The 20,971-nt window shown below is 65.4% G+C and carries 17 protein-coding genes; 11 read left to right on the top strand and 6 right to left on the bottom strand.

The genetic code is table 11. The features are described from left to right. The first annotated feature begins 169 nt into the window (after positions 1–169). The 6 genes from J8F10_RS00410 to J8F10_RS00385 all read left to right on the top strand — a co-directional run bounded on the left by J8F10_RS00410 (position 170) and on the right by J8F10_RS00385 (position 6,686). Positions 170–409, top strand: a complete 240-nt coding sequence (locus tag J8F10_RS00410; RefSeq protein WP_210651519.1) for a hypothetical protein — start codon at positions 170–172, stop codon at positions 407–409. A gap of 16 nt (positions 410–425) precedes the next feature. Continuing rightward, complete coding sequence (locus J8F10_RS00405; RefSeq protein ID WP_210651518.1) at positions 426–1,271, top strand: tetratricopeptide repeat protein; 846 nt, start codon at positions 426–428, stop codon at positions 1,269–1,271. 98 nt (positions 1,272–1,369) lie between these two features. Further along, positions 1,370–2,203 (top strand): calcium-binding protein, encoded by an 834-nt coding sequence (locus J8F10_RS40165; RefSeq protein WP_210651517.1) that lies wholly within the window; start codon positions 1,370–1,372, stop codon positions 2,201–2,203. A gap of 163 nt (positions 2,204–2,366) precedes the next feature. Next, positions 2,367–3,050, top strand: coding sequence for a calcium-binding protein (locus J8F10_RS40160; RefSeq protein WP_315854051.1), 684 nt, complete (start codon positions 2,367–2,369; stop codon positions 3,048–3,050). A gap of 225 nt (positions 3,051–3,275) precedes the next feature. Continuing rightward, positions 3,276–3,665 carry a hypothetical protein gene (locus J8F10_RS00390; protein WP_210651514.1) on the top strand — a complete coding sequence of 130 codons (390 nt, stop codon included), beginning with the start codon at positions 3,276–3,278 and terminating at the stop codon, positions 3,663–3,665. Between the two features lie 105 nt (positions 3,666–3,770). After that, on the top strand, positions 3,771–6,686 hold the full coding sequence (locus tag J8F10_RS00385) for a serine/threonine-protein kinase (protein ID WP_210651512.1): 2,916 nt from the start codon (positions 3,771–3,773) through the stop codon (positions 6,684–6,686). A 67-nt stretch (positions 6,687–6,753) separates the two neighbouring features. Here the strand turns inward: J8F10_RS00385 and J8F10_RS00380 are convergent, their stop codons facing one another. The 5 genes from J8F10_RS00380 to J8F10_RS38185 form a co-directional block, all read right to left on the bottom strand. Further along, positions 6,754–8,295, bottom strand: a complete 1,542-nt coding sequence (locus J8F10_RS00380) for a serine hydrolase domain-containing protein (RefSeq protein WP_210651510.1) — start codon at positions 8,293–8,295, stop codon at positions 6,754–6,756. Positions 8,296–8,547: 252 nt separating this feature from the next. Next, the gene (locus J8F10_RS00375; RefSeq protein ID WP_210651506.1) at positions 8,548–9,789 is read right to left on the bottom strand and encodes a hypothetical protein; all 1,242 of its coding nucleotides are present in this window, start codon (positions 9,787–9,789) and stop codon (positions 8,548–8,550) included. 571 nt (positions 9,790–10,360) lie between these two features. Further along, positions 10,361–10,894, bottom strand: coding sequence for an imm11 family protein (locus J8F10_RS00370; protein WP_210651504.1), 534 nt, complete (start codon positions 10,892–10,894; stop codon positions 10,361–10,363). Positions 10,895–10,916: 22 nt separating this feature from the next. Then, complete coding sequence (locus tag J8F10_RS00365) at positions 10,917–11,207, bottom strand: hypothetical protein (RefSeq protein WP_210651502.1); 291 nt, start codon at positions 11,205–11,207, stop codon at positions 10,917–10,919. A gap of 360 nt (positions 11,208–11,567) precedes the next feature. Further along, positions 11,568–12,029, bottom strand: a complete 462-nt coding sequence (locus J8F10_RS38185; protein ID WP_315854050.1) for a hypothetical protein — start codon at positions 12,027–12,029, stop codon at positions 11,568–11,570. 1,197 nt (positions 12,030–13,226) lie between these two features. Between J8F10_RS38185 and J8F10_RS00355 the strand changes: the two genes are divergently transcribed. The 4 genes from J8F10_RS00355 (at position 13,227) to J8F10_RS00340 (ending at position 17,783) form a co-directional block, all read left to right on the top strand. Then, positions 13,227–14,090: a helix-turn-helix transcriptional regulator gene (locus J8F10_RS00355; RefSeq protein WP_210651499.1), complete on the top strand. Its 864-nt coding sequence runs from the start codon at positions 13,227–13,229 to the stop codon at positions 14,088–14,090. Between the two features lie 145 nt (positions 14,091–14,235). After that, positions 14,236–16,350 carry a G8 domain-containing protein gene (locus tag J8F10_RS00350; RefSeq protein WP_210651497.1) on the top strand — a complete coding sequence of 705 codons (2,115 nt, stop codon included), beginning with the start codon at positions 14,236–14,238 and terminating at the stop codon, positions 16,348–16,350. Positions 16,351–16,401: 51 nt separating this feature from the next. Next, entirely contained in the window at positions 16,402–17,316 is a 915-nt protein-coding gene (locus J8F10_RS00345; protein ID WP_210651496.1) for a DUF1559 domain-containing protein, read from the top strand. Between the two features lie 20 nt (positions 17,317–17,336). After that, positions 17,337–17,783, top strand: a complete 447-nt coding sequence (locus J8F10_RS00340) for a hypothetical protein (RefSeq protein ID WP_210651494.1) — start codon at positions 17,337–17,339, stop codon at positions 17,781–17,783. Between the two features lie 176 nt (positions 17,784–17,959). Here J8F10_RS00340 and J8F10_RS00335 read toward each other — a convergent pair whose 3' ends face one another. Then, entirely contained in the window at positions 17,960–19,102 is a 1,143-nt protein-coding gene (locus tag J8F10_RS00335; RefSeq protein WP_210651493.1) for a CHASE3 domain-containing protein, read from the bottom strand. 726 nt (positions 19,103–19,828) lie between these two features. Between J8F10_RS00335 and J8F10_RS00330 the strand changes: the two genes are divergently transcribed. Next, positions 19,829–20,848: a DUF1559 domain-containing protein gene (locus J8F10_RS00330; RefSeq protein WP_210661686.1), complete on the top strand. Its 1,020-nt coding sequence runs from the start codon at positions 19,829–19,831 to the stop codon at positions 20,846–20,848. The last annotated feature ends 123 nt before the right edge of the window (positions 20,849–20,971 follow it).

The following is a 20,971-nucleotide window of genomic DNA, read 5'->3' as shown; positions in this document are numbered from 1 at the left end:
ATGTCCGGCAGCGATTCTGGGAAAAATCGCAATCCGCTGACGTGTTCCAACTCGCTCCTCCGCATTGAGGGCGGCGGGCGCCTGTCCGGGCGCCTTAACCGGCCGGTTCGTCCGCGCGGCCGGAACGCCGTTCCTCGCTTCCCCGCGGACCCCGGAAAGGAAGGGCCCCGTGAAGTCTCTCAAACTCGAACTGCGGCCTCTGGAGGATCGCAGCGTCCCGGCGATCCTCACCACCCGCGCCCTGGCGTCGCCGCCGCCCGATGCGCCGGCCATCGTCGCACCGGCCGCCCCGCTGCCGGCCCTCGCCCTCACCGCCGCGTCGCACAATCCCCCTCCCGGCAGACTCGCCGCCAACCACAACCAGACGCTCGTGCGCGACCGGCGGGCCCGGAAATCACGCCGCCGGTGAGACGGAGGATCCGGTTATGACCCGTGACCGCGTTAGCGCCTGGAACGAGCGGGCGGACGGCCGGTTCGCCGCGGGCGACTACCGGGGGGCCGAGCGGCTGTACCGTTCGGCCCTCGCCGCAGCGGACCGCGGCGGCCGTACCTCCCGCGTTACGGCCGTACTACTCAACAGCCTGGGCGTGGTGTGCAAGCACCTGGGGAAGTTCCGCGAGGCCGAGCGGTGCTACCGCCGTGCCCTCGGCGTCCTGACGGAACGGGACGACACCGGCCCGGCCGACCTGGCCGCCTTGTACCACAACCTCGGCGGCCTGGAACACGCCCGCCGCCGGTTCGCCCGCGGGGAGCCGTTCGCCCGCCGCTCCGTGCAGCTGCGCGAGCAGGCGGTCGGCGCGCACCACCCCGATCTCGCCGCCGACCTGACCGCCCTGGCGGCACTGCTGGATCAGCAGGGCAAGTACGCCGAAGCCGAACACCTCTACCGCCGCGCGCTGGCCATCTTCCGCCGCGCTTACGGCCCCGAACATTCCGAAATCGCTTCTGCCCTGAACAACTTGGCGGCCCTGCACCAGGCCCGCGGCGACGACGCACGGGCACTCCGGACCTACCGCCGGGTGTTCGCACTCCAGGAGCGGCTGGTCGGCCCGGCCCACCCGGACGTGGCGTTCACGTGCAACAACCTGGCCACCCTGTACACGGCCACCGGCAAACCACACCTGGCCCGGCCGCTGTACCAGCGGGCTCTCGCCATCTTCGAGAGCTCGCTCGGCGAAGCCCACCCGCACACCGCCGTCTGCCGGGAGAACCTCCGCCGCCTGACCGAACGCACCCGCCGACGAATCCGAAAAAAATCGTCCCGTGTCTGACGTGTTCCCACCCCCCGCTGCGCATTGGGGGGTGACACGCATCGCCGGGCCTGTCGCCCGGCGACCTTCCGGACCACCACCCGCACAAGGAGACGACCGTGTTCCAGGCCCTGAAATCGTGGCTGCCCCCCACCCGCGCCGCCGACGCCCCGGCCGCCCGCCGGTTCGCCCCACAACTCGAGAGCCTCCACGACCGGATCACGCCGGCGGCCTACGTGAACAGTACCGGCGACCTGACGGTCCTCGGCACCCCCTTCAACGACGAGGTGTTCGTCAATCAGGTCGGGAGCGATTACGAGGTTTCGGAACGCGACAACCGGTACGTCCCCACCCCGTCTTCCAGAGGCCCGGCCGGTCCGCGGGTCACGAAAATCCCCGTCGCGAGCGTCACCGGGGACATCATCTTCTACGGCCGAGAGGGCAACGACCTCCTGACCAACAACACCGCCGTGCGGACCATCGCCTACGGTGGCAGCGGGAACGACATCCTGGTCGGTGGCGCCGGGGCCGCCAACGACCTGCTCTACGGGGAGGCCGGGAACGACATCCTGTACGGCCGGTACGGGAACGACTTCCTGGATGGGGGGAGCGAGAACGACATTCTGGACGGCTCGGTCGGGAACGACTTCCTGGACGGCGGGTTCGGGAACGACGATCTGCTCGGCGGGGACGGGACCGACAACCTGTACGGGGGCGATGGGAGCGACAACCTGTACGGGGGAACCGGGAAGGACTACCTGTTCGGCGGGAACGGGACCGACCGGCTCGACGGCGGCGTGGGCGACGGGGAAGCGGATTTTCTGAACGGCGGCATCGGGGCGGACTGGTTCCGCAGAGACCTGGTGTCGTCCGGCTCCGGCGGCGGTTACGTGCCGGCGTACAACCGCGACCGCCCGGTTGATTTCTTCAACGATGACTCGTTCTACAACTGACCGGGCCCGTCCACTCGCCCCCCCCGACGGCTCGCCCGGCCCGACGAATAAGAATCCCACCCGCCTGACGTGTTCCCGCCCGCCGCCCCGCATTGGGGGTGACACGCATCGCCGGGCCTGTCGCCCGGCGACCCTTCTAGACCACCCGCACAAGGAGACGACCGTGTTCCAGGCCCTGAAATCGTGGCTGACCCGCACCCGCACCTCCGACGCACCGACCCGGCCGAACCCCCACCGGTTCGCCCCCCAGGTGGAACCACTCCAGGACCGGCTGACGCCGTCGGTCACCCCGTTCAACGGCAGCAGCCTGATCGTCACCGGCCCCATCGTCGGCACCGTCACCGGCGACCCGGTAACGGTGAGCGTGAGCAGCGGCGGCAACCTGGTCATCACCGGCACCAACACCGCTGACGCGGTGACCGTCAGCCAGGTCGGCAACCTCTACAAGGTCTCGGTCGCCAACAAGGTGGATCGGTCGCTGCCGCCGGACGTCACCTCCGTCCCGGTCGCCAGCGTCACCGGGGTCATCGCCTTCGACGGGAAAGACGGCAACGACCGGTTCACCAACAATACCTCCCGGGCGTGTGTCGCTTTCGGCGGCAACGGCGACGACACCCTGATCGGCGGGACCGGGGGCGACCTCCTGCGAGGCGGGGCGGGTGTGGACCGGCTGTACGGCAACAACGGGAACGACGACCTCGACGGCGGGGTGGGCGACAGTGCGAACGACTACCTGAACGGCGGCCCCGGGAACGACCGCTTCCGACGCGACGAGTACTGGGACACCTCCGTGATCGCGCTCGACATTCCCGTCGATTTTGAACCGGGCGACGTGTTCTACCGCTGACCGGCCCTACCCGTTCGCCCTCGCCGTCGGACGTCCGACGGCGGCTTTCCTCGTATCCCCACCTGGAGGTCGCCATACCCGGCAAGCTGTGCATTGACGACACCTACGACGAGGGCAACGCGGACCAGGCCGAGGGCCGGTTCTCCGGGTCCACCGACGTGACCACGATCGCCATCGACAGCATCGAAGACCTACCGGAGCAACTGAACGGGCTTCTGAGGCGGGATGAGGTTCGACCGCGTCCTGTTCCAGACGCACGGCGTGCCCGAGACTATCTGGGCCGGCTCACGAGGCATTGGTGACATCGACCCCTCCACCTGGCTGTCCCGATTCGCGGGTTGGAGGTTCCACCGGCCGTTCCCGTTCGACACCCTCGTGTACTTCGGCGGGTGCGGGGCGGGTGCCGCGGACAGCGGTACGCAACTCCTGGTCGAGGCGGGTAAGATGTTCACCCGTTCGGATAGTGGCGAGGTGTTCGTGTTCACCAACTCGGTACGGGTTCCCGGGGTGGATGCCGTTCACCGGCGGCAAAACCTCCCACCCCGGCGCCCCGCTGAAGAGGCTGCAATTCTTGGTCGGCGGCATCGTGGTCGGCTCGATTGCCCCGCACCTTGATCGTTCCGTCATTGCTTGACAGCCGCCGGGAACCGGTTCTGAGCGGCGGCAGGCGGAATACCGCGGTATCCTATAGCCACCTTCGCGTCACCCGAGGTCACCGCCATGACCGACGAAACTCTGTTCATCGCCGCTCTGGAGAAGCCGACCCCTGCTGAGCGGCGGGCTTTCCTGGACCAGGCGTGCGGCGGGGATGCCGCACTCCGGGAACGGGTCGCCCGGCTGCTCGCCGGCCACGACCGGGCCACCGGCATCCTCGACCACTCGCTGGCCCCGCCGGACACGGAGGAGCCGTCGGACCGAGCCGACCCGCCAACGGAGCGGGCCGGGGCCGTGCTGGACGGCCGGTACAAACTGCTCGAAGAGGTCGGAGCGGGCGGGATGGGGGCCGTCTGGGTGGCCGAGCAGACCCAGCCGGTCCGCCGCAAGGTGGCGATAAAGCTGGTCAAGGCGGGGATGGACTCGAAGTCGGTACTGGCGCGGTTCGAGGCGGAACGGCAGGCCCTGGCGGTGATGAACCACCCGAACATCGCCAAGGTGTTCGACGGCGGGACGACCGACGCCGGGCGCCCGTACTTCGTCATGGAGTACGTCAAGGGCGTCCCGCTCACGGCGTACTGCGACGACGCCCGGCTGAGCGTCGCCGACCGGCTGGCCCTGTTCGTCCCGGTGTGCCAGGCGGTGCAGCACGCGCACCAGAAGGGGATCGTCCACCGCGACCTGAAGCCGTCGAACATCCTGGTGTGCCTGTACGACGGGGTGCCGGTGCCGAAGGTGATCGACTTCGGGCTGGCCAAGGCGCTGCACGAACCGCTTACCGAGCACACGCTGCACACGGCCCACGGCCAGATGCTCGGCACCCCGCTGTACATGAGCCCGGAGCAGGCCGAGTTCAACAACCTGGACGTGGACACCCGGGCGGACGTGTACGCCCTGGGGGTGATCCTGTACGAATTGCTCACCGGGACGACCCCGCTGGAGCGAGACCGGCTCCGGCGGACGCCCTGGGACGAAATGCTCCGGCTCATCCGGGAGGAGGAGCCGCCCCGGCCGAGCGTTCGACTGAGCGGCGGCGGGTCGCTCCCGGGCGTGGCCGCCAAGCGGCGGCTGGAACCCGTCCGGCTGACGAAACTGGTCCGCGGGGAGCTGGACTGGATCGTCATGAAGTGCTTGGAGAAGGAGCGCGGGCGGCGGTACGAGACGGCCAACGGTCTGGCCCGGGACGTCGAGCGGTACCTGGCCGACGAGCCGGTGGAGGCGTGCCCCCCGAGTGCCGCCTACCGGCTGCGGAAGATGGCCCGCAAGTATCGGAAGGCGCTGGCGACGCTCGGGACGTTCGCGGTGCTGCTGCTCGCGGCGACGGGGGTCAGCGTCGGGCTGGCGTCGTGGGCGATCCGGGAGCGGAACCACGCCGACCAGCAGAAGCAGACGGCACAGGACCAGAAGCGGGTCGCCGAGGTGAACTTCAACCGGGCGGTCGAAGCCGTGGACCGGATGCTCACGCACGTCGGCGAGGACAAGCTGGCCCGCGTGCCGCAGGCGGAGTCGATCCGCCGCGATTTGCTCCGGGACGCCCTCCGCTTCTACCGCCAGTTCCTCGCCGAGAGGGCGGACGATCCGGTGTTGCGAATCGAGACGGCGCACGCCTACGAGCGGGTGGCGCTGATCCTGTTCGAGCTCGGGCCGCGGGACGAGTGCGAGGAGGTCTGTCGGCAAGCCCTGGACTTGTTGGAGAAGTTGTCGGCCGGCGCCCCGGACGACCCGGAGTTGACCCACAAGCGGGCCGGCGTCCACGCCCTGTTCGGCCTGCTGCACAACGAACTCGAGCGCTTCCCGCAAGCCGAGCGGTCGTACCGCCAGGCCGTGAGCCTGTGGGAAGAACTGGGGCGACGCCACCCGGAGCACCGGAAGGCCCGCGCCGCGCTGTCAACCGCACTGAGCAACCTGATCGCCGTGTACCGGAACACGGGGGCGTTGGACGACGCCGTGGCGGCGTTCGAGAAGTGCCGGGCGACGCTGGACGACCTCCTGACCACGGACCCGGAGAATGCGGCGGGGTACCGGGAACACCTGGCCATGTGCCACCACAACGTGGCCCTGGTCTACGCCGCCCAAGACAAGGGTTCCCTGGCCGAGGAGGCGCACCGGAAGGCGCTGGGGATTTACCAGCAGTTCCTCCGCGACCAGCCGGATTCGGTGAAGTTTCAGAAGCAGGTGGCCCGGGCGTCCAACAACCTCGCACTGTTCTACTCGCGCAACAACCACCACGAGAAGGCCGACCCGCTGTACCGGCAGTCCCTCGACGCCCACGAGGCCCTGGCCCGCGACTACCCCAGTGTGGTCGGGTTCGCCTACGAGGCGGCCGGCAGCTACGGGAACATGGCCACGCACGTGCGCAAGACCCGCTCCGCCGGGGAGTCGCTGGAGTGGTCGGACAAGGCGATCCGCACGGCGGAGTCGGTCCTGGAGCGGAACTCGACGAGCGCACCCGCCCGGCTGACCTTGTTCAACGCTCTCTTCGAGCGGGCCCTGGCGTATGACAAATTGGAGCGGGCCGAGGATGCGACGAAAGACCGGAAGCGGATGCTCGGAGTCAGTGAGGGCCAGTCGCACATCACCATGCGGCTGTTCCGCCCGTCGCCCCTCGCCCGGCTGGGGGAACACGCTAAAGCGGCGGCGGAGATCAACGCGCTGGTGACGGAGGGCCACACTCAGGGGCGGAACCTGTACATCTTCAGCTACGTCCTGTCGGTCTGTTCCGCCGCGGCCGGTACGGACGATCGACTCCCCGCGGGGGAGCGGGGGCAATTGGCCGAGGAGTACGGGGGCCGGGCGGTCGAGTTGCTTCGCCAGTACGCGGCGGCGGGTAACTTCAAGGACCCCGACCGGCTGGCCCGCGTGAAGGCGAACAAAGACTTCGCCCCGATCAGCTCCCGTGACGATTTCAAAACGCTATTGGCCGAGTGGGATAAGAACCTGCCGAAACCGGAGGTGTTGCCCGCCCCGCGGACGGGGAAGTGAGCGTCCACCTGTATTCCCCGCCGTGCGTGCGGCGATTCCCCCGCCGCGGACGCCAGTTTCCTAGCGCTCACTTCTTCGGTTCCTTGGCGTCATCCGGTTTGTCCCGCGGCAGCTCGTACGTCGTCTTAGTTTTGTGCAGGAGAAGTGCCGACACCTTGCCCTCGCCGTCTTTCTTGAATGAGACGCCGGTCGAATCGCTGCTTGCAAGTTGCCGCCGCCCCTCCTTGTCGGGCTCCCTCAGTTCGTACACCAGCTCGCCCGGAATATCCAGGGCCAGTTTTCCGCAGCGGAACACCACCTGGAACGGGGTGTTTTTGAACGGCCCGAAGGTCGCGTAATATGTGCCGACCAGCGGCTTCATCTCATCGGGCACTTTCCCGGTGCCCTCGCGCGGGAGCAGCGCATCCTGAATAGTCGTCTCCAACCGGATCGTGCTGACCTGGCCCCGCGATTGCGTGAAGTAACAGACGATCAGGTTCTCCGCGGGAAAGGCCCACGCGCCCGTACCATCCGAGCCGCCGTGACCAAAGGCCCTCACCTCCGTCCGGGCAGGACTGTCGCCGGGTGCGTAGAGCATGGACATCTGCCCGTAGTGCGGCTTCAACCCGAAGAACCCGCACGGGTACGGTTTGTCGGTTCCGAGCGCTTTCATCGGCGATACGGGAGCCAGGATGCGGGCGATTGCCTCGTTCGAGAGCAGCCGTTTGCCGCCGCCCATGCCGCCGTCCATCCACAGCGCGAGGAAGCGGGCGTAATCGGCGGGCGTGGAGTAGAGCGTCTGCGAGCCCCACGCGAACGGATAGAAGGGCGCGCCGTCCGGCTTCCAGAACCGGGTCCACTCCCCCGGCTTGCCGAGGTACAGACTCGCGACGCGCTTCTTGCGCGGGTCGTCGGCCTTCGAGAGGTAGAACGAATCGGCCATCCCCAGGGGCTGCAAGATCCGCTCCGCGACGAAGCGGTCGATCGTCGTGCCGCTGATCCGTTCGACGACGGCCGCCGCGGCGTCGCTGCCCGCGTCCGAGTACCAGAACTTTTCCCCCGGCTTGAATCGGGGCCCGTTTTCCCCGATGGCCTTCGCTTGGGCTTGCAGGTCGGGGTGCTCATCGATTTTGACCTTCAGGATCGTCAGCGGTAATCCGCTCCGGTGCTGCAAGAGTTGCCCGATCGTGATGGCCTTCGATTTGTCGTTGTCGAATCCGGGGAGGTGTTTCGCCACGGGGTCGTCCAGGCTCAGTTTCCCCTCGTCGGCCAGCATCTGCACGGCGACGCCCGTCAGCGGCTTGGTCATCGAGCGGACGTTGAAGACCGTGCCCCGCTCCATGGCCCGTTTGTCCTCGCGATCGCGGTCTCCGTACACCTCGTGCAAGATGGTCTTGCGGTTCTTGATGATCAGCAGCTCGCCCCCGACGATCGTGCCGTTCTTCACGTACTCTTCCACCTCGCTGGCCACCCGGCGCACGGCCGCAGCCGAGACGCCCTGGCTCTCGGGTGTGGCGGCCGGGAAGGCGGCCTTCTCCTCGGCCGCGACCGATACACTCATCGGGACGAACCACACGGCCGCGACCCAGACCGCGGTCCGCTGGCAGAATCGCGCTCGAGTGCTTGTCATTGGTATTCTCGCTTGAGTGACTATTGACTGCCTGAAGTGAGACCAGTCGGGGCCGCTCCCATTGTACCGCCGGTGGCCCTTTCCGGTCGGTCGCCATGTTCGCCTGCTCGATCTCCACCGGGGTAAGATACCCGAGGGCCGAGTGGATCCGCTTCCGGTTGTACACGGCGTCCAGGAACCGGCCCAACCGCCGCCGGGCGTCGGCGTAGTCCCGGTACTCGGTCAGACCGACCTCGTCCTTGATCGTCCGCATCAGGTGCTCGGGTACCCGTTCTCCTCCGGCTCGCCCACCGCCGCCATGCGGACCGCCGCCCCAACCGCCGTCAGGCGCTTGACGTAGGCAGCGGCGGCGTACCGCGCGCCCTGGTCCGAGTGGTGGATCTCGGACCGACCACGCCGCACGGCCCAGACCAACGCCGAGAGGGCCGGCCTAAATCCAGGGAGCGGCCCAGCCACGGACCGCCCGGGTGAACACGTCCATGAGGACGGCCAAGTACACGCACTCGGACGCAAGTGATGTCGGCGGCCCAGACTTGATCCGGGCGACAGGAACCGGTCGAACAGGTCGTTGGGGTAAATGACGGTGCACAGCATGACCGCGGCCATGTTCACGTCCGGGCCAGCGAGCCCGAGCACGTCCCCGGTCACGATGGACTCGCGCTCGGTCGTTTGGATCGGACTCTTGGCCCTGTCCCGGGTCTGCGCGTCGTCAATGACGGCCAGGTCGGGGCGCAGCGGTTCGCCGTCCGGCCCGGACACGTTCAGCCCGCGGATCGCCCCTTCCATGCCCGCGACCTGGAGAATGGCGCCCGAGCACGCGCACCCGGGAACCGTGGGGAGAACCACGCCCTCTTTGGTCATTTCCATGCGCGTGGGCTTCCCGCCGAGCGTTTGGCCCTTCGCACGGTTGTGAATGCGGTTTAAAGAGCGAATCGGGTAACACGCTTCCGGGAAGTCCGCCAGGAGCAGGTCGTTGGTCTCCAGCTCCCGCATGATTTGCCTGAGCCGGCGCTCGGCCAGGCGGCCGGTAGCGCACACCAGGACGACGAACCGGCGGAACCCGTACAGCACGGCCCGGAGCACCGCACACTTGGCCATCGTGGTTTTGCCGAACCCGCGGGGCATGGCGCACGCGAACAGCTCCCCGGAATCGGTACACGATTCCATGCGGTCGATCGCGATCAGGTGCGCGGAGCTGAACGACAGGCGGAACCGGCGCGGGAAGTATTGCTGGAGGAACGCCCGGAGCGACTTGCGCCCCTTCTCGCGGCGCGCCGGGTCCACGACTTTGGGTAGCGGGCCGATCTCCCGGACCGATTTGGCCCGGTCGCGCGACTGCCCGGCCTTGCGCTCGCGCTCGTCGTCGCCCGGAGACGCCAACGCCACGGCCCCAGGCGGTGGGGGCGGGGGTGGAGGGGGCGGTACCGGCGGGGGAGCGGGCTTGCTCCGGGCCGGGCGCTTCGGCTTTTTCGCCGGTCGCTTCTTCTTGGCCATAGCTCCCCGGCTCCTCACGCACTGCGCGCAGGCACCATTCTAATCAATAGTCATTTCCAATTAGACATCAGAAATTGATCGTTAATACCAATTGATTGAGAACGGAAGTGCTCGGATCGGTTTCGGCCGGTAGAATGTGCGGAGTTTCCGTGGACGTGTTTAGCTCGTCGCTCTGCGACAGGCTGATGTTGCGTCAGCCGAGCACATTCCACCACACCCCGCGCGGGGACCGCTGTTCCAGCACCGCTTTCGGGCTGCGCGCACCGTGGCGCGGAACGGCCTGGAACAACCTCGCGAGTCGCGGCTCCGTTCCGCGCCACGGTGCGCGCAGCCCGGCGTTGCCGCGAGCGTTCCGCGCTTCAGGTCGGGAAGTAGACACCACGGGAACAGAGCGGGCCAGGGAGCAATCCCTGGCCCGTGTCGTTTCATGATTTAGAGTGATCGGTACGGCCGCTATTCCTTGTCGAGCACCAGGTCCACAACCCCGCACCCGCGCACGTGCGGCTTAACGCTATCGCGGGCGAGAGGCGGGTCTTCTGAAAGGCACTAGGGCAGTGATTCCAGCCACTCGTTACGGAACCGTTTGCAGCACGGTGGCGTCAAATCCGTCGAGCGGCGAGAGCTGTCGCCACAGATGCTCCGACGCGATCCAGTGGGACGGTGCTTCGGCTAGTCGGAACAGGTGGACGCCGTGGGGAATGCTTGCGTCTTTTACAACTATTTGGTGAGCGTAAATGATCCGGTTTCCGGCTTCGTAGCCCAGTGCGGGAACCAACCGCAGACAATTGATGAGATAGTAACCGGGGACCGGGCGATTCGTTACGGCGTTCAGTACCGGTAGGGGGAAAATCTGGAGATCGTGCTGCGGGGCGGAGGCCGAGATGATGGCGAGCGCCTCCTCGGACATGATTTTCCAGCCGAACCCGTTCCCGAGGGCGTGCGTGCGGCTCTCGTTTGAAACGAAGAATCGTGCGTTTGGTGGTAACCCCTCGATCGGTGTACCGCGCGCGAGTCGGGTCGTGTCAAATCCATCGAGTTCGGCGTCTTCTATGGCTTGGAGATCATCTCGGCTCGGGTCGAGGCCGAGCACGTAGAACGCTCTCATGCGCACTCCTTCTTATTTTCGTTCACCTCTTCCCCAGGACCAAATCCACGACCCAACACCCGCGCACGTGCGGCCCCGGACCGCGGCAGTGGTCGAGCACATCGGCGCTGTCACAGCCGGCGTCCTGGAGCGCGTCCGCCAGGATCGGCATCGCGCCGAAGTCACGCGACTCGTACATCTGGGACGCGAGCGCGACCGCGGTGGAAGTGCGCCACGAGGGGGAGAAGGTGACGGGGCGGAATGGGTTGCCGAAGATGTCTCTTGTTAACCAAGTTTGTGCAACCGCTTCATCGTTTCCGCCGACCTTTCGCATCAATCTCACCACCTCACAAGCAGGTATGCAAAAGTCTAGATGCGCCTCCACGGTACTCCACATCGCAGCGACCGCAGTTTGGTAGCGCGGATCAGATTGCGCGTTTCGGAATGAATCGGCTGCCCGGACCGCTGTTGCTCGGATCGTGACTAATCTTTGGAGCGATTCTGCGCCATCGGCAAATCGTTCTGCGGACTCTACGGCACGCTCGCATGGCGCATTGAAGCACTCGGGATGGCGACGACAGCAAGCCACCACAAACAGACGGAATTTTCGCTCGCTCGTCTTCCGCCGAAGGAACTCCAGTATCGGCGTCGGGTCGGTCGCAACAAGCCATTCCGCTTCAGTCATCGGTCGCCCTCACTCCTTGCCGAGCACTAGGTCCACGACCCAGCACCCGCGCACGTGCGGCCCCGGACTGCGGCAGTGGTCGAGCACGTTGGCGTTGTCACAGCCTGCGTCCTGGAGCGCGTCCGCCAGGATCGGCATCGCGCTGAAGTCACGCGACTCGTACATCTGGGACGCGATCGCGATCGCGGTGGAAGTGCGCCACGAAGGGGAGAAAGCGACGGGGCGGAACGGGTTACCGAAGATGTCGCGGATGATCGTGGCGACGACCTCGGCCCGTGCAAAATGTAGATTCGCAAGCTCGGCTGTGGCCGGAACGTGCTTGGCCGCGCCCCATGCTGCAGCCGCTGCATCATCGAGCGGGAGTTGGTTCACTACAGTTGAAACACTGTAAGCTGCAAAGAAGGCCTTTTCCTTAGCGGCGGTCATCTCGGGTAGGCACTGCCGCCAATACGCGGCACACGCGTGGCTCACGCCCTGAAGCTCCTCCGGGAGAGCCGAGCCGTCAGCGTACCGTTCCGCGACCTCGACAGATCGTTGGCACACCTCGTCCGGGAATTGATCCCAGATGAGGCGGCAGCATGCACAAGCGCATAAACGAAATTTCCGCTCGCTCAGCGTGTCTTCAGGCAGTTTCCGAAGGTATTTAATCATCGCTGCCGGTTTGGTCGCCACCAGCCATTTTGCCTCGGTCATCAGTCTCCCCTGCAACCACTCTTAGCATCACCGATCCGACGCCCGGTGCAAGCCCAGTGGCCGCAAGTCGCTTGCGCGGCCCTTCAGTAAGCCTCCATCCGCTATTCTGTGTGCGAGCCCGACTGTTCCCCGTAGGGTGCCCGCGGATCGGACCGGGGAAGGACCCGTAATGGACATCGGGCGTTCCTTTCGCGCCATCGAGTCCTGATTCAACCTGATGCGTTGTACTCACCGAGGGAGGATTTCGCACATAGTTGCGGCGTTCGGCCCTCAAAATAGTCCGCCGGTGGTGACAGGTACTGCTTGCTCCCCCTTTTCCAAGCCGCATCTCTTCGCCAGTCATCGCCGCCTAAATCGGAATCGTCCTCATCCTCGAGAGCCTTCGACCCAGATGCTCGAGCACGTCCCACGAGCGCACTACAATTCCTCAAGAAATGTTTGCGGGTCAGTGATGGCTGATCAGGCAGCGACCACTACTGGCCATGCCATGATCAAATGCTGCACGTTCTGCGGGAATACTTGTCACGCCGCGATGATAATCCGGCATTTATTATCGCTAACTCGCTACTTGCGTGCGGAGTGTTTCTGGCTGCCGCAGCTGGCATCAAAATTGCCTAACAGCCTATCCTCCTACGAAACGGTTCGCTCCGCCGGCGCCAAATTACACCGGAGCCTGCCACGCGATTTATCGCCTGACTACCCCCGGAGCGCGTCGTGCCACACGTCACACGTATCGCCTCTCCGCGAGGCAATTGATTGGCAGATGTATGCGAGTACAATTTGTTGATTTGTTTTTTGGTGCTTTTTGAAACTATGGGGTGAAGCCTTCGGCGCATTCAGTGGGTTATGACGGAGCTTAAGGATGGCTTCGCTCCGGGATTAGCCGCATTCGCCGTGATCGTCCCCCTCCCTACTACTCGTACGGCAGCGTTAGCGGTTGTGAAACTACTTTTTCGCTGAACGATGGAAACGATTGTGCCCCAGCACCCGAGCGCGCCCGCGGACGTGACGAGCATGGGTCGGAGCGACGCCAGCGGCGGGCTCGATCTGATGCTGGCGATCCACCGTACCCACACCTTCCCGCGGCACTTCCACGAAACCTATGTCGTCCAGGTCGTCGAATCGGGGGTGGACAAGTTCTACTGCCGCGGGGCGCTTCACGAGGCCGGGGCCGGGTCGGTGGTCTGCCTCAACCCCAGCGAAGTTCACACCGGCGGGCCGGCACACGGACAGGTGCTCCGCTACCGGAGCTTCTATCTGCAAACGCGCTACCTCGCCGAAGTCGCGTCGGACCTCGGCGGCTCTGGGCAGCGCGCCCCGGAGTTCCACCACTGCGTGATTTCGGATCCGACCCTGGCCGCGCGCCTAGCACAGGTCCACGCGGCCATCCAACCCCCGACCCTGCGGATCGAGGCCGAGGAGCGTCTCCTGGACGGCGCCACCGCGCTGCTCGCCGCAGTGGGGTACGGTCGGCGCGTCGGGGCGCTCCGGCGCGAGGACGGCGCGGTGCGGGTGGCGTGTGAGTACCTGCGGGCGAACGTCTCCGGGCAGCCGTCGCTGGACGACCTCGCCGCGCAGACCCGGCTCAGCCGGTTCCACCTGCTCCGGGTGTTCCGCCGGGCCACCGGGTTGCCGCCGCACCAGTACCTGTTGAACCTGCGGATCGAGCAGGCCCGCGTGCTGCTGCGTCGGGGAGTTCCGCCGGCGCAGGTCGCCGCGAGCGTCGGGTTCGCGGACCAGAGCCACCTCAACCGGTACTTCAAGCGGCACATCGGGATCACCCCGGGCCGTTACGCCCAGAGCAATATCGTTCAAGACCGCGTGCCGGCGTCCCAATAGTTTGGGGTAGAATGAGCTTCTACCGGAAGTGGCTCCGCCAGTGCCGCCTGCACGCACCTCGCAACGCACTTCCCCTCCCCGACCCACACGAAGCCAGCCCCGCGCACCGAAATGGAGCACTCGAATGCCTTTTCGCGGATCTGTCGTGAGCGCAGCACTGTTGCTCGCACTGACCGTCACCTTGCTCAAGACCGGCCCTTCCCAATCGGCTGTTGGTGCCGACACAAAGCCGGCCGCGCCCCTCGTTCGGACGGCCGCGTCGGGTGCGTGGTCGGATGGGAAGACGTGGGAGGGCGGGAAGGTTCCCGGGGCCGGAGCACGGGTGCAAATCCGCACCGGGCACGCGGTCACGTTCGACGTGAAGGCCGACGCGGTGATCCGGTCGATCCACGTGGCCGGCACGCTCACGTTCGCGCGCGACCGGGACACCGTGCTGAACGTTGGGCTCATCAAGATTCAGCCCGGTGACGACGCGAGCGAAGACGGGTTCGACTGCGACGCCCACGCACCGAATCCGGACCCGTCGAAGCCCAAACCGGCGCTGGAAATCGGTACTGCGGCCGAGCCGATCCCGGCCATGTTCAAGGCGACGATCCGGTTGCACCACGTCGAGGGGCTGGACAAGGAAACGTGCCCCGCGGTCATCTGCTGCGCGGGCCGCATGGACCTGCACGGCGCGCCGCTGGCCCACACGTGGGTGAAGCTCGCCACTCACGCCAAAGCGGGCGAGAACACGGTGACGGTTCCGGGCGACCTGAGCGGGTGGCGCGCCGGCGACCGAGTGATCCTGACCGGCACCTTCCACCCGGACGGGAACGAGAAGACGCCCGCCCTAACCACAACCGCGCAGACCGAGGAACGGGTGCTCGTCTCGGTGCGCGGGCGCGAGGAACGCGGGGCGACGCTGAAGCTCGACAAGCCGCTCGCGTTCGAGCACTTCGCCGAGGGTGAGTTCCGGGGCGAGGTCGCGAACCTGAGCCGCAACGTGGTCGTTGAAAGTGCCGACCCGAACGGGGTGCGTGGGCACACGATGTACCACAAGCACAGCGCTGGGAGCATCTCCTACGCGGAGTTCCGGCACCTGGGCAAGCGCGACGTGCTGGGCAAGTACCCGATCCACTTCCACCTGTGCCGGGACACGATGCGCGGTAGTTCGGTCGTCGGCGCGAGCATCTGGGACAGCCACAACCGCTGGCTCACGATCCACGGCACCGAGTCGCTCGTGGTGCGCGACTGCGTCGGGTACAAGTCCGTCGGTCACGGGTTCTTCCTCGAAGACGGCACCGAGACGCACAACGTCCTCGACAACAACCTCGCCGCGCTGGTCCTGCCGGGCAAGGCGCTCCCCAAGCAGATGCTCTCGTTCGACGACAACATGGGCGCCGGGTTCTGGTGGGCCAACTGCAAGAACTCGTTCACCCGTAACGTGGCCGCGGAGTGCTCCGAGTACGGGTTCGCGTTCGAGTGCCGGCGCGCGGCCGATTTCGACCCGGTGCAGCCGGTGCTCCAGGCCGACGGGTCGCGCAAGAAGCAGGACGTCCGCACCCTCCCGTTCATCCGGTTCGAGGACAACGAGTGCCACGCGATGCCGTTCTTCGGCATGAACCTGCGCGGGCTCACGCGGCCGGTCGGGAAGATCATGCAGTTCGCGGAGCAGAACAAGGCCCTGGCGAAAGAGGCGATGGAGGCGATCCCGGACGTGGACCACCCGTTCCACATCACCCGGCTGAAGGTCTGGGACACGCGCTGGCCGTTCCACGCGGGCACCACCGGCGTGTACATCGACGGGCTCAACGTGTACCGCTCGACCTACGGCATGTGGCGCTCGGTGACGGACCGGCACTCGTACCGGAACTTGAAGTTCTCCGAAACTTCAAATCGCGACATCCACATGCCGCTGAGCATCGGGATGCCCGAAGAGGAAGTAAATAAGGGACCGGCGCAGGGCGCGTACTACACCGGGATCGGCGGGATGCTGGACGACCAGCCGCCGCACACCGTCGTCACGGACGTCCACCCCGAGGGCAACCTGCTCATCGTTCGGGGCGTCACCGCGGACAGCGGCCCGGTCAAGCGCGTCACCGTGAACGGGCGCCGCGCGTACTCGCTGCGGGGCGAGTTCGCGGAGTGGGAAACCGTTCTGGAACGCCCCGCGCCGGGCACGTCCGTAACAATCTCCGCCGCGGCCGAGGACGCCGGGGGGCGGGCCGAACGGAACCCGCACAAGTTCGAGTACCGCTCCCCGGGCGCCGCCCGTTAATTCGGCAAGCACCGCCGTTTTCGTTCCCCTATTTACTCCACGAGAAACATCATGCGTGCCCGTCGCGGGTTCACCCTGATCGAACTATTGGTCGTGATTGCGATTATTGCGATCCTCATCGGGCTGCTCCTGCCCGCCGTGCAAAAGGTGCGGGCCGCGGCTGCCCGAATGAAGTGTCAGAACAACCTCAAACAGTTGGCGCTGGCGCTACACAACTACGAGAACGCCTACCAAAAGCTCCCTCGACCGTTCACCACAGCCACCGCCGCCGCCGGGCACACGTACTACACCCAGAACTGGCAGATCGACATCATGCCGTACATCGAGCAGACGACGCTGGGCGCTCAGTGGAACCGCGCGATCGCGAACAACGAGGGATCGAACCTGCCCCTCATGGCGTCCCCGGTCGCGATCCTGAAGTGCCCGTCAGCGCCGGGTAGCCCAGTGGAGACGTTCAACCAGACGAACAACACGTTCTACGGCAACCCGGCGGTGCCCTCCTATCAGGCCGGTGTGAGCGACTACTTCTGCTCGTCCGTCTCGCAGGTGCTGGCCACCGACTTCCAGGGGATCATGCCGTACTCGACGCCGGGCGCCAGTACGTTCGGGGCCGTCAGTGACGGGCTGAGTAACACCGTGATGGTGGTGGAAATGGCCGGCGGGCCGGTCCGGTACCTGAGCAAGCAGCGCGTGGCGTCGGGCGAGCGCTCGCACTTCTTCGGCAACTGGGGCGAGAACAATCGCTTGGCCCTGCGCCCGTACAACGACGCTGGTACCACGGCCTACGGCGGCAACTGTGTGGTCAACTGCTCGAACGTCGGGTCCAACCTGTACGGCTTCCACGAGGGCGGGTCGAACGCCGCGTTCGGCGACGGCTCGGTGCGAATGATCCGCGAGAACGTGGACACGACCGTGCTGAACTACCAGGTGGGCCGGGACGACGGCCAAGTGCTCCCCGCCGACTGACCAACACAGGACTTCGTACTATGAACCGCTTGTTGTCTGCCGCCGTCTTCTGCACCGCTCTGACCACACTCATCGGGTGCGGCGGGCGGGAAGGCCCGCCCCTGTACCCGGTCTCCGGAATCGTCCGCGTGAACGGTCAACCGGCCGAACGGGTGACCGTGAACTTCCAGCGCACTGACCCGGCGGCCACCGGGAACGCGGCCCACCCGAGTGGCGTAACCGACGCCGACGGGCGCTTCCGGATGTCCACCAACAAGGAGGGCGACGGGGCCGCGGAGGGGGAGTACGTGGTCACGTTCACATGGCAGTCCGACCCCGACTCGGAAAAAGCCGCGGACCTGTTCAGCGGCAAATATCGCGCGCCGAAGACGTCCAAGTTCCGTGCGAAAGTGGGTACCGGGCCGACCGAACTGGAACCGTTCGAGCTGGTCGCCGAGCCGACTCAGGCTAAGAAATTCGTGAAGTAGCGGACAACCACCTCGGTTGTCATTACCGGAACGCCCGCGCGTCTTGACTCTCTGGAGCACGATTCGCGGGCGTCGCTGTTGTCTCGTCTCGGCAGCCCGATCATCTCTTGGTCGTCGGCCACTGGCCACCACTTCTTTGCAATGAGACGCAGATCATTTGCCAGAATGAATTCACGTCAACCCGTTCCTGTGACTGACGTCGGCCGCTTCCGGCCTCGCGGCCGCATCAGCATTGCCAAAATGTGGGAACGCCCGGTCAGTTCGGTCACGGTCCTGAGTGTTTGCTCGAAACTAGTGCTCGAATCCCTCGCGGATTGTGCCACACCGACGAGCGCGACACTCACTCGTTCCCCTGCCGACACTTGATGCTTCGCGCTTCGCTCGATTCCTTTCACCGCCTCGTTGGTGGACTCCAGCAATTGGACGACCTGATGAAATGCGGCGGGCATCTCGCACGCTTGCCCCATATCGGCGCGAGCGCTCAGGGTGGTTACGTCAGCAGCCTCCGAGATCCGGTGGGCGCGATCGGCGATGTGGTGTGAGGTGGCCACCAACTCTGCTGCCGCGGTGGCGATCGCACTCATCGAGGCGGCTTGTTCCCGCGAAACAGTTGATTGTTGGTGGAGCGTTCTTTGAAGTTCGCCGGATGAAGTCTGAATGTGTTGGACGGTCGAGCCGATCTGACGGCCGAGTGACGAACTGATGTACCACCCGACGAGGGCGACCACGAACAGGCCGGTCCCGGTAGCGCCCCAAATATTAATCCGCGCCCGTGACAACATGAATTCTGCTTCCGCGGTCCGGGACCGGAGCAGCGCTTGCTCCTGACGGTCCAGGTCCGCGATCAGAACCCGGATCTCGTCCATGATTTTCTTTCCCGCCCCGGCAGAGACCACTTTTGCGGCCGGATCGAAACCGTTCCTCTTCCGTATCTCAACGGTTTGTTTCAGTTCGGCAAGTTTGGCCTCGATGTGGTCATCGACCCGATCGAGCCCCCGGATCTGTTCGGATGTGTCCGCCATGAGCACCCGCAGTTGAGCGGTGAGTACCTTGATCTGCTCCAATCCAGTCACATAGGGGGCCAGGAAACGCTCGTCCCCGGTGATAACGTACCCGCGCTGGCCGGTCTCCGCGTCCGTGAGACGGGCCTGGAGTTCGGACAACTCGCGTCGGACCTGATGGGTCCGGCTCACCTTTCGACCGGTTTCGATCAAGCGAGCGACGCTCGAGTACCCAATGATTCCCACGAAAAGTACCGCCAGTGCGGCAAACCCGAACCCCGCAGTCAGTAATCTTCCGAACGTCCATTTGGCGTGCATACGAGATCTTTCTTGCTACCGGGACGTTAGTGCTTCCTCGAAAACCATGACTTACTCACCGGCGCGGCGTCGTGGATTCGATCTCGGCGCTGCAAATCAGGTCTGCGATATCGTTGTACTACAGCAGCACTTCCGGTCAGAGTCCTTGCGGGCGGAGCGCCACCCTTACCGTTCTGGAAATCGATCCGGACGGCTAGCTCGGAACCTTCGCCGCTCTTCCCGCGCGGTGCGTCGCCAAGAACGAGAGGCCGACGCTCGCCTGGATTTAATCGACATCGATTGCGGTAGTCTTCAGACGCAGTTCTGCTCACACATAATCATCCTTGAAGGATTGCATTGCAGCCTTGCCAGGGCGCGAAGTGGCCACCACTGGGCGCAAAGCGCCCAGTGGTGGCCATCCCACTTCACGATTCCCACTGAAAAATTGCACGTTCGCAAAAAATTCAATTGACGGCACAGATAATGCAACCTGGACGCAAAGCTCTCATTGTGGCAGCTTGCAGACCAGTGAATCGATCAGGGCACAATCCTGCTGATCGTTTTGAAGCCAAGCAATATCACCACGCTCAGGACTCAAACACACGAATGCCCACCAATCGCCCCCCGCTGACGCCACCCTTCGGACCGTTCCAGTCCGTCAAGGGTTTCACCCCGCCACAGCACCCGCACACCGCTCGCGCCACTCTCCGCCGGGCCCGGGGTGCGAACACACCAAAGGATTATCCCATGCCGTTACGCCGTCATGCGTTCACCCTTATCGAGTTGCTAGTAGTAATTGCGATCATCGCGGTCCTCATCGGCCTGCTCTTGCCCGCCGTTCAGAAGGTGCGCGAGGCCGCGGCCCGGATGAGTTGTCAGAACAATCTCAAGCAGATCGGGCTCGCCACCCACAGCTTCGAGGGCGCTCAGAACCGGCTCCCGTGGGGCACCCGGCACGGGCACGCGGATACCGGCCAGTCCACAAACGGGCTCAACCAGTTCTACGGCAGCTTCCTCGAGATCCTTCCCTACATCGAGCAGGACAACGTCTCGAAGCTTTACGACCCGGCCAAGAGCTACTCGGACACGACCGTGAACGCCTCCGGGGTGTCCAACACCCAGGTCCTTAGCGCGCCGCTGAAGGTGTACTCGTGCCCGTCCGACGGCAAGGACAAGGGCACCGTGGCCGGGTGGGGCAGTTACTCGTGGAGCGGCGGCAACAACGGTTCCGACAGCTACCCCGATACGTCGTCCGAGTACTACGGCTACCCGGTCGAGGGCAACACCGGGCGCAACAGTTACGTCCCGACCAAGAACTGGGAGGGCGGGTACCACGACGGGGCGATCATCAACTCGCGCGAGGGGAAGGTGACGTGGCTCGGCATCACCGACGGCACGTCCAACACACTGCTCGCCGGTGAAACCGCCTGGGTGTTGGAGGGATGGACCGCCAACGGCAACACGGTATGGGGCGCGGCCCACTACCCGCGGTCGCACGTCTCCACCAACGTCCGACTCAACACCAAGAAGTCGCCCAACGGGTGCAACCCGAACACCGGGTCAGGCCCGATGCGGACCGTGGTCTCGCTCGACGACCCCAAGAACTGGATCAACAACGGGTGCTTCGCGTTCCGCAGCGCGCACACCGGGGGCGTCAACTTCGCGTTCTGCGACGGGTCCGTGAAGTTCCTCCGGGAATCGATCGCGCTCCGCACCTACATGGCCCTCGGGAGCCGCGCCAAGGGCGACCTCCCGGGCGACTACTGATACCAAATCGGACCGACCTGTTGTGCAACCATGTTGCTGCAAGTGATTGCAGCAACATGGTTGCGACTCGGTCGATAGTTGCGGATCAGTTCGATTTGGTACAACCCACTCCAACCGGAACTC

The organism is Gemmata palustris, assembly GCF_017939745.1.
Lineage (GTDB): Bacteria > Planctomycetota > Planctomycetia > Gemmatales > Gemmataceae > Gemmata > Gemmata palustris.
This window is presented reverse-complemented; position numbering and strand designations above follow the sequence as displayed.